Raw genomic sequence first — 15,733 nt, 5'->3', positions numbered from 1 at the left:
AGCATTTGAATTTAAAATGGGTCCAAGGCGGTTTTAGAATTTCTAAATTGAGTATAATAAAATATCTGAGGAGGAAATTGCACATGAAAAAACATATTTTCTCATTTTTAATTATTTTTATTATTTTGTCATCTCTTTCTTTTTCCTATACTGTTAGAAGAGGAGATACCTTAGGTGTTTGGGTATTAGGATATCCCGAATATTCCATTGAAAAATTGATTGTTGGTCCACAAGGTGATATTACGGTTCCTCCTATTGGAAGAGTTATGGCAGAAGGTAAAACTTTAGAAGAGTTGGAAAAAGAGATTTCGTTAAAAATGGAAAGTTATATTAAGACTAACAAAATTACTGTGGGTATAACACAGTATGCTCCATTTCCTGTAACAGTTTTGGGTAATACAAACGTTAATGGAATAGTAGATATAAGAGCTGAAAGAATAAAGTTATCAGAACTAATTGGTTTGGTGGGAGGTATTAAGGATATATCTAAGTCATCTTATGCTTTGATAAAAGCGCCTGACGGTAGTGAACAGCGTGTAAATATTGAATGGATAAAAACTGGTCAAAAAGGCGAAGATCCTTATATATATCAAAATTATTTTGTATTGTTTCCTTTCGATTATTCAAATAACATAAATATATTCTCTGAATTTGGTACTTCTTCGTTGAATTATTTTGAAGGAATGACTTTAAAAAGTGTATTAGCTTCAATAAATATTCCTACTAACAAGATAGCTTCTAATATAATAATAATAAGAAATTCTGAAATAATGGAGGTTAATTTTGAAAAAACACTTAAAGAAGAAGACTTCGTTTTGAAACCAGGAGATACTTTAATAATACCTTACAACTATACGAATAAAGTACTGGTGTTTTCAGATTTTGGTTCTGTTTCTTTAGACTTTTTTCAAGGTATGGGAATTAAATCTTTAATAACTCTAATTGGTTCAAATGCAGGTATAAGTATGCCTATAAGTCAAATAAATGATCAGATAACGATTATAAGAGGAACAGATGTTATAGATTTGTCATTAGAAAATATCACAAAAGGAAACGATTTTCTATTACAACCCGGAGACTCAGTTTTAATTAATAAATCTCAAAATTACGTATATTTGAGTTCGGAGGAACTTTCAAAAAGAGTAGACTTTGAAAAAAATGAAACGATGAATGTTAGGACACTCTTAGTGAAGACAGGTATAAATGAGTCTTCTGTTGAAGAAGTGAGGGTGAACAATGAAATATATGGCTTAGAATCAATGTTGCAGACGGGCGATTTTGTGCAAATAAAGGTAAAAAGAAACTATGTTTACTTAAGCGGTGCATTTGTTCAACCTGGTAAGGTAACGTTCTTACCACAAGAGAACATCACATTGGACAAAATTCTGGCAATATCCAAAGGTTTTACACAGGATTTTTCAGGAAATTTGATTATAATAGAAGAAAATGGTATTTCAAAAAATTTAAAAGTTGATCCATACGATTTGAGTAGTTTTCAAAATATTAATATTTTACCTGGTTCTACAATTATTGCTGATACTGAATTAAAAGTTGCCTATATTTTTGGAGAGTTTTCCGATGTCGTACAATATAAAAATGGGCAAACATTATTTGAATTACTTATTCCTTTCAATTTAAATGAATCTTATGAAATTAGATACCAAATTTCTGATAAATCAGAAGTTATAAATGCTTCTGAGAAAGATAAGTTGGAAAAAATTACTTTATCAGGAAAAGTATTTTTAGAAATAGCAAAAACATCTTCAAATGAAGTTATAGTTTATAAAGCTGGAGAAACTAAAGTTATCCAAAATAAAATTGTAAGATTAATAGATGTATTTTCTTCAGTGAATGGTTTTGCTCCAGTCGATAAAGGTACAATCGAAATATACAAAGATGGAAAAATAATAAACAAAATAGATTCTCAGGACTTATTAAATAACTTAATGTTAGAAATTCCGCAAGGTTCATATGTATATGTCAAACCTAATTTAGAAAATTCATATATTGCTGTATTAGGTAACATAAACCCTAAAAGTATTAGAAGTGATGTTCCACTATCATTAGTAGAAATTCTTTCGACTTCTCAGATAGATTGGAAAAATCAAGAATTAGTGTATATTTATACAGAGAAAAACGCAGAAATAAAAGTAAATATTAAAGATATTGATTCTTTAAGAAATGTTCTGGTAAATCCTGGATCAATAGTATATGTACCTCCTACCGAGGAGTTAGTAGTTTATGTTTTCGGAGAAGTAGTAAGACCAGGGTTAGTTACCTATAATCCAGGTATGACCGTTTTAGATGCCATACTTAAAGCGGGTAACGTTTCAAAAACTGCCCAAATGTCGACAGTGTATTTATTTAAAGATGGACCTGAAAATCCACCTGTTTCTTTAGACTTAGCTGGTATAAATAAAGCTGCTCCCGTAAAAACAGGAATGAATCCTGAAATAAAACCTAAAGATATTATATTTGTACCTAAAAATGCGTTAACAAGTGTTGTAGAAGTCATGAGTACAGTCCAAATGTTTATGAATTTTATTAACGCCGGTTTTGATACATATCAAAATATAACCGAAATTTTTTAATTTGAAGGTGATAATTGTTTGAAAACCTCTGAGTTGTTAAACAGATATCAAATAACTCTGAAAAAAAGTTTAGGACAGAATTTCCTTTCTAATCCAGATATAGCTTTTAAAATTGTTGAAAAAAGTGACGTTAAAAAAGATGATACTGTAATTGAGATTGGAACAGGTGCAGGTGTACTAACAGAAGAAATTGCAAAAAAAGCACAAAAAGTTATAACTTTTGAAATAGATTTAAGATTAAAACCTTTATTGGAAGAAAGATTTAAAAATTATGAAAATGTAGAAATATATTTTGTCGATTTTTTAGATTTTGATCTTTCGAAATTGATAAACTATGGGAATTTAAAATATATAGCGAATATACCTTATTACATTTCATCTCCAATATTGGAAAAAATATTTTTCGAATCTCCAAAGTTTCTATATGCGATTTTAATGTTTCAAAAAGAATTTGCGGAAAGAATAATGTCGAAATCAGGAAAAAATTACAGCCCATTGAGTATATTTGTTCAAACTTTTTGTGAAGTAGAAAAAGTATTAGAAGTTTCCAAGTCAAACTTTATACCTTCCCCTAAGGTCGATTCTGTAATATTGAAATTGATTCCAACAGAAAAATATACTAAAATTATGACTCCACAAAAATTTATGAAATTCACTCATATCTGTTTTTCTCAAAGGAGAAAGACCCTAAAAAATAATTTAAAAGGAATTAATTTGAAAATTGAAGATTTATTTGATAGAATTAATTTGAATCATATGATCAGACCAGAAGAAGTTCCAATTGAAAAATATATTCAATTGTATAAAATGTTAGAAGAAAAATTAGTTAACGATAAAATATAATTTTTAGAATTTCTGGAGTAGGTAAAAATATTTTTTTAGAGACTTTAGAAAATATAATTTTTCAGAAAATAAGCATTTGAATTTAAAACGGATCCAGGGCACTGCTCTCTCCTACCCAACTACAAGTACCGAAAAGGTTAAAGAAATTAAGAATTAGTGAGAATTATGTAGAGACTTTAGAAAATATAATTTTTCAGAAAATAAGCATTTGAATTTATAGCGGGTTCAGGGTGGAGCCCTCCCCTGTCTGGCTACAAGTACCGAAAAGGTTAAAGAAATTAAGAATTAGTGAGAATTATGTAGAGACTTTAGAAATAATAATTTTCTAAAAATAGAATTTTGAATTTAAAACGGGTCCAGGGCGGAGCCCTCTCCCCCTTCCTTCGGTACAAGTACCGAAAAGGTTAAAGAAATTAAGAATTAGTGAAAATTAGAAGTGAAGAGGTATTTTTGAAAAAATTTAAAACTAAACTATTGGTAAAGCTTAAGTTTTAAAATTTCTAAAGTGAGTAAAAATATTTTTTATTTTGGAGGGATAAAAGATGGCTGAACAAAATGCCAATGGGAAGGATTTTAATAAAGAAAATAGCGATAACAAATTAGAATATGAAAAACTTATCGAAAATCAGGAAAAGACTCCTAAACCAAATAGAGATCGGATAATAATATTTTCAACATTAATAGCTATAATTGTTCTTACTGTTGTTATTATTTTGACTTTGCTTTTTTTTGGTAAAAGTTATAATATAACTATCAACTACACTATAGATAAAAAAGAAGATGTTGTAGAACCATTCAATAAAATAAAAGTAGAGTTAGTAGGGACTAACACTTACGAAGCAACATTTCCCCTAAATGAACCTGTACAACTTAAATCCATAGAAGAAGGGACATACAATTTAAATATATTAGCCGTTGATGATAATAATATTGCCTATTACTATTATCATGAATCTAATTTGTTTATAAACGAAGATAAAACATTTGACAATATAACTTTAAAAAAAGATCCTTTGATTTATTCTATAAGTAGTCGTTGGGAAAATAATAAGCTATATATAACTCTTCCTGTAGGATATGAAAAATATCTTGTTTACAGAAAAAATCTCGATGGGAAATTTGAGCTTTTTCAAAGTAATAATCAAAATATTATCGTGTTAGATTCAATACCTTCACAAGGAATAGAGTTAAAGTTTGCCGTAATAAAAGATGGTAGGATGTTAGATTTTTCAGATTCTCAAGTTTTCCAAATGAACTCAAACCCTTCTAAACCTATTGTATTATCTCCAACAAATAATCAGATATTAACAGAAAATAGAGTCTACTTTGTATGGCAGGCGGAGGATCCTGATGGAGATTCTCTCACTTTTGATTTGTATTTAAAATCTGGTTCTGAACCAGAAAAATTAATAGCTTCTAACATAACTAATTATTTTTATGAATACGATAAATTAGAACCTGCAAAAGAATATGAATTATCAATAGTAGCAAAAGATGGGAAAGGAGGAGAATCAACCTCTAAAATAAGGTTTTCAACCGTTTCTGCTCCTGCTGAAAAGATATATCTTTATTCGCCAAGTGGACCTATGGGAGTTACAATTTACGATGTTACAAATCCTAACAATCCCAAAGAAATAGCTGTTATTAATACTTCTGGGAACGTAACTGATGTAGTAAAAAATGAAAATTATTTATATATTTTAAAATTTAATGAAGGTATAGATATAGCAGATGTATCTAATCCTTCTTCACCTTCGGTAATAGGAAGAATGGACTTAAAAGGTGCGAATGGTGTAAAAATTGCCAATGGTTACTTATACATTAAATTTACCAATGAAAACGTAGGCGTTTATTCTCTTAAAGAAAATCCAGCGAAACCACAATTTCTTGGTTATACCGATATTAGATTTTATGGTTCTATTGAACCAGAGATACGTTATGTTAAAGAACAAGAAGATATAAAAATCGATATAATAAAAGGAGAATATCCTGTAAGGATAAATATATCAAATCGTGTATTTATTACTGAATTTTCTGTTGTTGTTCCAAATGAAGAAATGAAGCGTGTAGTTGATAATTCGTTTGCTAGGATTTTTGATACTTTAAGATTAGTATTATCAACGTATTCTGTGGAAGATTTTAAAAAGGCTAATATAACTGACGAATTAGAGGGTAAAATGATGGTTGCTCTAAACGAATTATTAGGTACAAACGAAAAAAATGGAATAAAACAGGTAAAAATAGATATTTCAAAAGTAGAATAATTCAAAAATTTATAAATTATCGAAATACGGATTGCTGTATAGCAATCCGTATTTTTTTACACAAAAGTAACTTTAAGGTCAAAAATCTTAGCTATAATTTTGTTAAACCATCCCATATGGGGAGGGAATAACGCTTAAGAAAAAAAGTATACAGAGTCCTTTTCTTTCTTCTTCGATGAAAATATCGAAAAGAAATTTATATTTAGTAAAATTTAGAGTTATGCACACATTTTATAAAAATTTAACAATAAAATGTACATAAAAAACGGTTTTTAAAATTTCTTAAAGTGGGTATATACATATTATAGGAACTTTAGAAATAAAGCGTTTTTAAAAAATAAGCTTTTGAATTTAAAATGGGTCCAGGGGGAAGCCCTCCCCCCTCCTTGGCTACAAGTACCAAAAAAGGTAAAGAAATTAGGAATTAGTAAGGATTAGAACTTAGGAGGTATTTTGTAAAAGAATCAACGCTAAAATATACATATAATAAGAATTTTGCAATTTCTAAAGTGAGTAATACATATTATGTGAGGAGGAAAAGCTATGAAACATGAAAAAGCATTAAGAAAATTAAAAACGGCTAAGGGACAAATTGAGGCAACTATAAAAATGATTGAAGAGGAAAGGTATTGCATAGACATTTCAAAACAGTTGTTAGCAACCATTTCACTTTTGAAAAATGCTCATTCTGATATTTTAACTAAACATATAGAAACTTGTGTAAAAGAAGCAACTTCATCTAATGACCAAAATTTGATAAGTCAAAAGTTGGAAGAACTTGAAGAAGTTATAGGCTATTTAAACAAGACAGCTTAAAAAGAGGTGATTTTTTTGAGTCAAGCAACTACAAATGTAAACCAAACGATTGATTTTACAGAGAATAAAATATCTTTTGCCGTACAAGGCATGACTTGTGCTTCTTGTGTAAGAAATGTAGAGAGAGCTTTAAATAAAATAGAAGGTGTGAAGTATGTCTCTGTGAACTTAGCCACAGAAAAGGCGGTAGTGATTTCTGAGAAACCTATATCATTTAATGAAATAAAAGAGGCTGTAGAAAGTGCTGGCTATAAAGTTTCTAAAGAATCTCCTTCAGAAGATCTTATAGAAAAAGGTTTTAAAAAAGCAAGAAAAAACATGTTGATTTCTATATCGATTACCTTGCCTTTAATGGTTCTTATGATATTACATATGGTGGGTATTCATGTTCCGTATTTCTTAATTTTTGAACTCATTGCAGGAGCTTTGGTAATTTTTATTCCAGGAAGAGAAACTTTGAAAAGTGCTTGGATCGCATTGACACATAAACATTCAAATATGAACACTTTAGTAACAATTGGAGCACTTTCTGCTTGGTTTACTACTGTACTGGCTCTTTTAGGAATAGATATATTTTCTTTTGGTACTGTAGCAACTATGCTCATTACTATAAATTTAATTGGAAGATACATAGAATCAAGAATGAAAAAAAATGCTTCAAAAGAAATTACTTCTTTGCTTTCTCTTAAAGTAGATAAAGCAAATGTTGTTACTGAAAAAGGTGTTGTTGCTATTCCTATAGAAACAGTAAAAATAGGAGAGATTCTACTTGTAAGAAAAGGAGAGAAAATTCCTTTAGATGGTATCATTGTAGAAGGTGAAGGTTATATTAACGAATCAATGGTAAGCGGAGAACCTCTACCTGTGTACAAAAAAATAGGAGAAGAAGCGATAAGTGGAACCATTTTAGAATCGGGATTGATAAAGATAAAAGTTGAAAAAGTTGGGGAAGACACATTTATAAACCAAATGATAAAACTTGTTGAAGAAGCTCAATCCTCAAAAGTACCAATTCAAGCATTTGCAGATAGAATTACACTTTATTTTATACCGATAGTTTTTTTTGCGGCTTTGGTTAGTGCTATAATATGGTTTTTTAATTATGAAAGTTTTCAACCTTTTCTAATAAGAGCATCTGAAGTTTTTCCTTGGGTTTTAACTGATGTGGAAAGGCTATCTATGTCTATATTTGTTTTTGTTGCAACTTTAGTTATCGCTTGCCCATGTGCTTTAGGATTAGCAACGCCAATGGCTCTTGTTGTTGCAAGCGGTATTTCTGCAAAAAAAGGTTTAATCATAAAAAATGGTGAAGCTATTCAAATTGCTAAGGATATAAATGTTGTTTTGTTTGATAAGACAGGAACAATAACCGAAGGACATCCTACCGTTAAAGGACATACGTTGGATGATGAAACATATTCAATTATTACAAAAATTGAAGAAAATTCTACTCATCCTTTAGCTAAAGCTATTGTTGAATATTATTTTCAAAATTACGATAGAAATAAGTTGCAAAACATACAAGTAATAAACATTGAAGAAAAAACTGGAGAAGGTATTAAAGGTACATACCAATACGATAATTACTTTATTGGTAAACCACAAGTTCCTGATAAATATAAAAATTTTATGGAAAAAGGAGAAACTATAATAGAAGTTCTAAAAAACGATAAGAGTATTGGTTATATAAGAATCTCTGATAAAATAAAGGAAGATACAATAGAAACTATTACAAAATTAAAAGAGATGAATATAAAAACTGTTATGGTAACAGGTGACAATGAAATAACAGCAAAAAATGTGTGTGAGACCGTTAGAATAGATGAATTTTGGGCAAATGTATCTCCTGAAAATAAAGTCGAAATTGTTAGAAAATATCAAATAGAAGGCAAAAAAGTTTGCATGGTAGGAGACGGTATAAATGATGCCGCCGCACTTAAATCGGCGGAAATTGGGATAGCAATAGGAACTGGAACGGACTTGACTATAGAAAGTGCTGATGTAATAATTTCAAAAGGAGAGATTTCGAAAGTATTGGATGCTATTGAAATATCAAAAGTTACATTCAAAAAGATTAAGCAAAATTTATTTTGGGCTTTTTTTTATAATATAATCGCAATACCATTTGCAATGATGGGAGTTCTTCATCCGGTTATAGCTGAGATAGCTATGTTATTTAGTTCTATAAATGTAATTTACAATTCAAGTAGAATAAGTAAAATAACGGAATATAAAGGATGAGTACTTTTGAAATAAAGGTTTTCTAAAAATAAGCGTTTAAATTTAAATTGGGTCCAGGGCGGAGCCCTCCCCTATCTCGGTACATGTAGCGAAAAAGTTAAAAAAATTCGTAGTTAGTAAGTATTAGATAAGGACTTTAGAAAAGATGATCTTCAGAAAATAAGCATTTGAATTTAAGATGGGTTCAGGGCGGAGCCCTCCCCTGTCTCGGTACATGTAGCGAAAAAGTTAAAAAAATTCATAGTTAGTAAGTATTAGATAAGGACTTTAGAAATGAGAGTTTTTAAAAATTGAGCAGTTGATTTAAATTGGGTCCAGGGCGGAGCCCTCTCCTATCTAACTACAAGTATTGAAAACTAAAGAAATTAAGAATTAGTAAGGGTTAGAAGTGGAAAGGTATTTTGTAAAAAATCAACGCTAAAACATACACATAATAAGAATTTTAGAATTTCTAAAGTGAGTATAAACAAAAGATTAAGGAGGTGAAAAAATATGAAATATCTATTTGAAGTACCAGATATGTCTTGTAATCATTGTAAAATGACCATCGAAAAGCATTTAAAAGAATCTGGATTAGCCAATAATTTTAAGGTAGATTTAGAACAAAAAAAGGTGGAAGTAGAAACAACAGAAAGTATTGAGAAAATAGAAAAGTTGTTGGAAGAAATAGGTTATCCTCCCATCTTGATAAAATAAAGGCGGAATTTATTCCGCCTTTTTTAAAAATATAAAAACTATGTAGAAAGTTAACATCTATACTTTATTACATTAATAAGTTTAGAAAAAGTGGTGTGATTATGATTTGGGCTATATCAGATATTCATGGAATGTATGAAAATTTAATTTCTCTTTTGAAGAAAATAAAAGATAACGATAAAATAATTTTTTTGGGTGATTATGTAGATAGAGGACCTGATTCAAAAAAGGTTCTTGATCTTCTTATTGTTCTAAGCAAAGCAGGTAAACATGTTTTTCTTAAAGGAAACCACGATGACATGTTGGTTGATTATTATCGAAAGACACATGATTATGACGATGGTGTTTGGTTTTATAATGGAGCTATTACAACTATTAAAAGCTTTGAAAACAAAGTAGAAGATGAATACGTTGAATTTTTGGAAAGACTACCTCTCTTTTATAATGAAAAGATAGGTAGATATAATTACTTATTTGTACATGCAGGTGTAAATCCTGACAAGCCTCTTTCTGTTCAAAACAAATGGGATTTTTTGTGGATAAGAGAGAAATTTTTATATATGAAAACAAGATATGAAAATTATATAATAGTACACGGACATACACCGACATTATATTTAAACGGTAGTGATAAAATTATAATGAGAAAAGATGAAAACAATGAATTAATAAGCATTGATATTGATACAGGTTGTGTATATGGGGGCAAACTTACCGCTTTAGGTATTACAGAAGATAACAAATATGTAGTTCTTCAAGCTTAAAATTAGAATTTCAATTGTATATAGCTTTTAGATGATTCTACTTCCCTTTAACTGCTTTTATTTATGAATCCTTCTCTTTTTTCTTATTCGTAAAAAATGCTATAATCTATTTGAATAAAATATATTTTAAGGTGGTATCTATGAGAAAGTTAAAAGAATTTGTGAATTACGTAGAAAGTCAAATAATAAAACAGATTTTGGAAGATGAGAGTATAGAAGTTTTTTTAAAAGCTTCTGGTGGAATAGGTAAAGAATATTTTGGTCAGGGCACCGTTTTTGATATATATGTTGATGATAAAGATTTTCAAAAAGCTTTAAATATTATTGAAAACTTCGAAAAAGGAGGGACTACTTTGCAAGAATTAAAACGAACGCCCTTATTTGAAAGACATATACAACTTGGAGCAAAAATGGGAGAGTTTGCCGGATGGGAATTACCATTGTGGTATTCTTCTATTTTGGAAGAGCACAATGCTGTAAGAAGTTCTGTGGGAATATTCGATGTGTCTCATATGGGTGAAATATTTGTTGAAGGTAAGCAAGCAGAAGATTTTGTAAATTATTTGATCACTAACAATGTAAAAAAAATAAAAGAAGGTGAAATTGTATATTCTCCAATGTGCAATGAAAACGGAGGTATAATAGATGATTTGCTTGCTTATAAATTTTCGAGTAGCAAAATCCTCCTTGTAGTTAATGCCGGTAACACTGAAAAGGATTTTCAATGGATAAACTCTCATAAAAATCATTTTGATGTTTCTGTTACTAACAAAAGTAAAGAAGTTTGTCAAATAGCTTTCCAAGGTCCGAAATCTCAAAGTCAGTTACAAAAATATCTCGAAGATGTGCTACTTGATGATATTGAATATTATACTTTCAAAGTTGTTAAAGTTGAAGGAGAAGATATAATACTTTCACGAACAGGATATACAGGAGAAGACGGATTTGAAATTTATTCTTCTGTAAATAGCGTTTCTAAATTGTGGGATAAATTATTAGATTTAGCAAAAGAAATAGACGGTAAACCTTGTGGTCTTGGAAGTAGAGATACTTTAAGATTTGAGGCAAAGTTACTTTTATATGGTAACGATATAGACGAAAACACAACTCCCTTGGAAGCTGCTTTAAAGTGGACTGTCGATTTTGAAAAAGATTTTATAGGAAAAAAGGCTCTAATAAATCAGCAAGAAGAAGGAATAAAAAGGAAACTTGTAGGAATTGAAATTTTTGATAAAATGCCTGTAAGACATGGATATGAAATCTACAACGAAAATGAAAAGATAGGTTATATTACAAGTGGCTTAAAATCACCAACTCTACAAAAAAATCTTGCTTTAGGATATGTAAATATACCTTTTTCAAAAATTGGTACAAATTTAACGATAAAAGCTAAAAATAAGGATCTTGAAGCTCAAGTAGTAAAAACTCCCTTCTATAAAGGTTCTGTAAAAAGTAAAAAATGATTATCTTTTAAAATATTTTAAAGAGGTGAATTTTTTAGATGAATAAATTTCCATATTTGCCCCATACCAATGAAGATATAAAAGAAATGATGGATTTTCTCAACATTAAAGAAATTAACGAATTGTACGCTGACGTTCCTTCCCTTTTTGATAAAGAACTTAATATACCTTCAGCTATGTCAGAAATGGAATTGAAAGAAAGATTAAAAGACCTATCAAATTTAAACAAAAATATACAAGAATTTGGGATTTTCAGAGGAGCAGGCATTTATAATCATTATATTCCTGCGTTAGTTTATTCCTTAGCTTCAAATAGAAATTTTTTAACAGCATATACGCCTTATCAAGCTGAAGTTTCCCAGGGGACGCTTCAAATATTATTTGAATATCAAACACTTATAAGTGAACTTACTGCAATGGAAGTATCGAATTCTTCTATGTATGATGGTGCGTCAGCATTAGCTGAAGCTATTTTAATGTCTAAAAGAATAAACGGTAAAAACGAAGTTCTAATTTCGAGTTTAGTTCATCCAGAATACTATGAAGTATCTCAAACCTATGTTGAGGCCCAAGAAATGAAATTAATAAAAATTGATTATATAAAAGAAACTGGTCAAGTAGATTTAAAAGATTTAAGGGAAAAAATTACAAGTGAAACATCATGCGTTGTTGTGTCTTATCCTAATTTTTTTGGGATCATAGAAGATCTTCGAGAAATTAGAAATAATATACCAGAAAATATCGTTTTCATTGTCTCAACATATCCTATTTCCTTAGGCTTATTAGAGGCACCGGGTAAATTTGGCGCAGATATAGTAGTTGGTGAAGGTCAATCCTTGGGAAACGTTCCGTCTTTGGGTGGCCCTGGTTTAGGATTCTTTGCAACAAGAGAAAAATATATAAGAAAAATGCCTGGAAGAATTATTGGTGAAACAACAGACAAAGAAAACAAACGAGGGTTTGTTATGATTCTCCAAACAAGAGAGCAACACATTCGAAGAGAAAAGTCTACATCTAATATTTGCTCTAACCATGCGTTTAATGCTTTGCTTGCGTCGATATATCTAAACGTAGTTGGCAAAGATGGAATTAAAGAAATTGCTTTACAAAATTATTATAATGCACATTACTTGTTAAAAAAATTGTTAGAAACCGAAAAATTCGAGCTCGCCTTTGAGGCACCATTTTTCAACGAATTTGTTTTAAAATCTTATATAGACCCTCAACGAATAAACTCTGAATTGTTAAAACAAAATTATTTTGGACCTCTACCTCTTATGAAATATTTTCCAGATAAAAAGAATGAGGTTTTATTTTGCGCTACTGAATTAACAAAAAAAAGAGATATTGAATTTTTATGCACATTTTTGGAGGGATTATCATGAAATTAATATTCGAAAAGTCAAAGAAAGGAAGGAGTGCTTTTAATCTTCCAAAATCAGAGATAGAAAAAACCAATATCGATATACCCGAACATTTGATTAGAAAAGAACCTCCCAATCTTCCAGAACTTTATGAAGTTGATATTGTAAGGCACTACAATGAATTAGCTTCTCTTAATTATTCTGTAGATAGAGGGTTCTATCCTTTGGGTTCTTGCACAATGAAATATAATCCAATAGTGAATGAAGAATTAGCTTCACTTGATGGTTTTAAAATGATTCATCCATATCAAGAAGAAGAAACTATCCAAGGTGCATTGGAGCTTATGTACGAATTACAAAACTTTTTAATAGAAATTACCGGCATGAATTATATAACCTTGCAACCAGCTGCTGGTGCTCATGGAGAATTAACTGGAATGCTCATAATAAAAAAATACTTAGAAGATAAAAATATGGGCTACAAAGATGAAGTAATTATACCGGACTCTGCTCATGGAACTAACCCAGCGTCTGCTGCTATGGCTGGTTTTAAAGTAGTGGAAGTTAGATCTAATAAAGAAGGATGCGTTGACTTGAATACCCTGAGAGACTTAATAAACAATAATACCGCTGCTATAATGCTTACAAATCCAAATACCTTAGGAATATTTGAAAAGAATATAAAAGAAATTGCAGAAATGGCACATAGCAAAAATGCACTTTTATACTATGATGGAGCTAATTTAAATGCAGTTATGGGAAAAGTTCGTCCGGGAGATAATGGATTTGATGTTGTCCATTTAAACCTCCATAAGACTTTTTCTACTCCACATGGCATGGGAGGTCCCGGAAGCGGTCCTATAGCTGTAAAATCATTTTTAAAGGATTATCTTCCAAGGCCAATTGTTGAAAAGAATAATGAAGGTGTCTATTATTTCAATTATGATATTCCAAAGAGTATTGGGAGAGTTAGAAGTTTTTATGGGAATTTTTTAGTGCTGGTAAAAGCATACAGTTATATTTTGTCTATGGGCAAAGAGGGATTAAAAAAAGCAAGTGAATTGGCAACTCTTAATGCCAATTATTTGAAAAATAAATTATCAAAATTTTTGGATATTGCATATCCAAGTGTATGTAAACATGAATTTGTCGTAAAAGGTTCCTCTTTAAAGCAATACGGAGTAAGTACATTAGATTTTGCAAAAAGACTGTTAGATTATGGAATTCATCCACCAACAGTGTATTTTCCTTTAATAGTTGATGAAGCAATGATGATTGAACCTACAGAAACTGAAAGCAAGGAAACTTTGGATCAAATTGCACAAATATATGAAAGTGTGTATAACGAAGCTCGAAACAATCCTGACATTTTAAAGCAAGCTCCTCATAAAACGCCAGTTAAAAGGCTTGATGAGGTAAAAGCTAATAAAAATATTAAAACCAGATACAATTAGTTGTGACGTAAGTCTGCTCTATTGCAAAGTTTTTTGAGCAGACTTACTTCTTTTTTAGAACCATAAATAATATATCTCGCCAATTTTCTTATTTTATTTTTACTGTTATTACTTTATCATAATCACCCCAAATAGAGAAAAGATTTTTCAAATGAATATTCTATACCTTTTAACTCTCTTTCTCAGTTGAATTATTTTCATATGAGTTCAAGCTCTTTTTATTTCAAAACAAGATTGTTCTTTGTTGTTGATTGAATTCTTTTGAAAACATTGAAAATGTTTTCCAATATAACAGGGTGTCAGGCCGTAATGGTTGACTATAATATCTATTATTTGTTTTCTTATAATGTTACCAATTATTAAAGGAAAAACAGGAATGTGTATAACATTCCTGTATAATATAAACAAACTTATTCAGCAGCATCATAATTACCTGTATTTCTGTTGTTCTTTCTAAATTTCGGCCAAGATGTGTCTGCTAACCCCTCACTTTCTCCTTGTATCGCATAGAGATAACTATCATATGATCCCACATATATAGTTCCATCACTGCCTATCGCTGGACTTGAAATAATCCAATAGTCTGTCTTATACTTCCATTTGAGTGAACCATTTGGGTTTATTGCATAGAGATAATTATCCCCTGATCCCACATATATAGTTCCATCACTGCCTATCGCTGGGTTTGAAATAATCCCATCGTCTGTCTTATACTTCCATTGGAGTGAACCATCTGGGTTTATCGCATAGAGATAACTATCATATGATCCCACATATATAGTTCCATCACTGCCTATCGCTGGGCTTGAAGCAATCCCATCTTCTGTCTTATACCTCCATTTGACTGAACCATCTGGGTTTATAGCATAGAGATAATTATCCCTTGATCCCACATATATAGTTCCATCACTGCCTATCGCTGGACTTGAGAAATCAATCCCAGAGCCAGTTTCATACTTCCATTTGAGTGAACCATCTGGGTTTATCGCATAGAGATAACTATCCAATGATCCCACATATATAGTTCCATCACTGCCTATCGCTGGGCTTGAAGCAATCCCATCGTCTGTCTTATACTTCCATTTGAGTGAACCATCTGGGTTTATAGCATAGAGATAACTATCCAATGATCCCACATATATAGTTCCATCACTGCCTATTGTTGGGCTTGAATAAATCCAATAGTCTGTCTTATACTTCCATTTGAGTGAACCATCTGGGTTTATCGCATAGAGAT

11 protein-coding genes are annotated in these 15,733 nt (G+C 30.4%); 10 read left to right on the top strand and 1 reads right to left on the bottom strand.

Going from position 1 to position 15,733, the window contains the following annotated elements:
* Window positions 1-83: 83 nt before the first annotated feature.
* The 10 genes from X924_RS05895 to gcvPB all read left to right on the top strand — a co-directional run bounded on the left by X924_RS05895 (window position 84) and on the right by gcvPB (window position 14,496).
* Window positions 84-2,591 carry a polysaccharide biosynthesis/export family protein gene (locus X924_RS05895; protein WP_121958009.1) on the top strand — a complete coding sequence of 836 codons (2,508 nt, stop codon included), beginning with the start codon at window positions 84-86 and terminating at the stop codon, window positions 2,589-2,591.
* Between the two features lie 18 nt (window positions 2,592-2,609).
* Complete coding sequence (rsmA, locus tag X924_RS05890; protein ID WP_121958008.1) at window positions 2,610-3,434, top strand: 16S rRNA (adenine(1518)-N(6)/adenine(1519)-N(6))-dimethyltransferase RsmA; 825 nt, start codon at window positions 2,610-2,612, stop codon at window positions 3,432-3,434.
* 542 nt (window positions 3,435-3,976) lie between these two features.
* Window positions 3,977-5,698, top strand: a complete 1,722-nt coding sequence (locus X924_RS05885) for a hypothetical protein (protein WP_121958007.1) — start codon at window positions 3,977-3,979, stop codon at window positions 5,696-5,698.
* A 543-nt stretch (window positions 5,699-6,241) separates the two neighbouring features.
* On the top strand, window positions 6,242-6,514 hold the full coding sequence (locus tag X924_RS05880; RefSeq protein ID WP_121958006.1) for a metal-sensing transcriptional repressor: 273 nt from the start codon (window positions 6,242-6,244) through the stop codon (window positions 6,512-6,514).
* 15 nt (window positions 6,515-6,529) lie between these two features.
* Window positions 6,530-8,755 carry a cation-translocating P-type ATPase gene (locus X924_RS05875; protein WP_233186592.1) on the top strand — a complete coding sequence of 742 codons (2,226 nt, stop codon included), beginning with the start codon at window positions 6,530-6,532 and terminating at the stop codon, window positions 8,753-8,755.
* Window positions 8,756-9,247: 492 nt separating this feature from the next.
* Window positions 9,248-9,451, top strand: a complete 204-nt coding sequence (locus X924_RS05870; RefSeq protein WP_121958005.1) for a heavy-metal-associated domain-containing protein — start codon at window positions 9,248-9,250, stop codon at window positions 9,449-9,451.
* 101 nt (window positions 9,452-9,552) lie between these two features.
* On the top strand, window positions 9,553-10,215 hold the full coding sequence (locus tag X924_RS05865; protein WP_121958004.1) for a metallophosphoesterase family protein: 663 nt from the start codon (window positions 9,553-9,555) through the stop codon (window positions 10,213-10,215).
* A 140-nt stretch (window positions 10,216-10,355) separates the two neighbouring features.
* The gene (gene gcvT / locus X924_RS05860; protein ID WP_121958003.1) at window positions 10,356-11,678 is read left to right on the top strand and encodes a glycine cleavage system aminomethyltransferase GcvT; all 1,323 of its coding nucleotides are present in this window, start codon (window positions 10,356-10,358) and stop codon (window positions 11,676-11,678) included.
* Between the two features lie 38 nt (window positions 11,679-11,716).
* Window positions 11,717-13,063: an aminomethyl-transferring glycine dehydrogenase subunit GcvPA gene (gene gcvPA / locus X924_RS05855; protein ID WP_121958002.1), complete on the top strand. Its 1,347-nt coding sequence runs from the start codon at window positions 11,717-11,719 to the stop codon at window positions 13,061-13,063.
* Window positions 13,060-14,496 carry an aminomethyl-transferring glycine dehydrogenase subunit GcvPB gene (gene gcvPB / locus X924_RS05850; protein WP_121958001.1) on the top strand — a complete coding sequence of 479 codons (1,437 nt, stop codon included), beginning with the start codon at window positions 13,060-13,062 and terminating at the stop codon, window positions 14,494-14,496. The genes gcvPA and gcvPB overlap by 4 nt, the downstream gene beginning before the upstream one ends.
* Before the next feature lie 410 nt (window positions 14,497-14,906).
* Here the strand turns inward: gcvPB and X924_RS05845 are convergent, their stop codons facing one another.
* Complete coding sequence (locus tag X924_RS05845; RefSeq protein WP_233186597.1) at window positions 14,907-15,674, bottom strand: PQQ-binding-like beta-propeller repeat protein; 768 nt, start codon at window positions 15,672-15,674, stop codon at window positions 14,907-14,909.
* Window positions 15,675-15,733: the final 59 nt, after the last annotated feature.

Source organism: Petrotoga sp. 9PWA.NaAc.5.4, assembly GCF_002895485.1.
Lineage (GTDB): Bacteria > Thermotogota > Thermotogae > Petrotogales > Petrotogaceae > AZRK01.
The sequence above is the reverse complement of the archived record's forward strand: the minus strand, read 5'-3'. Positions and strand labels throughout refer to the sequence as shown.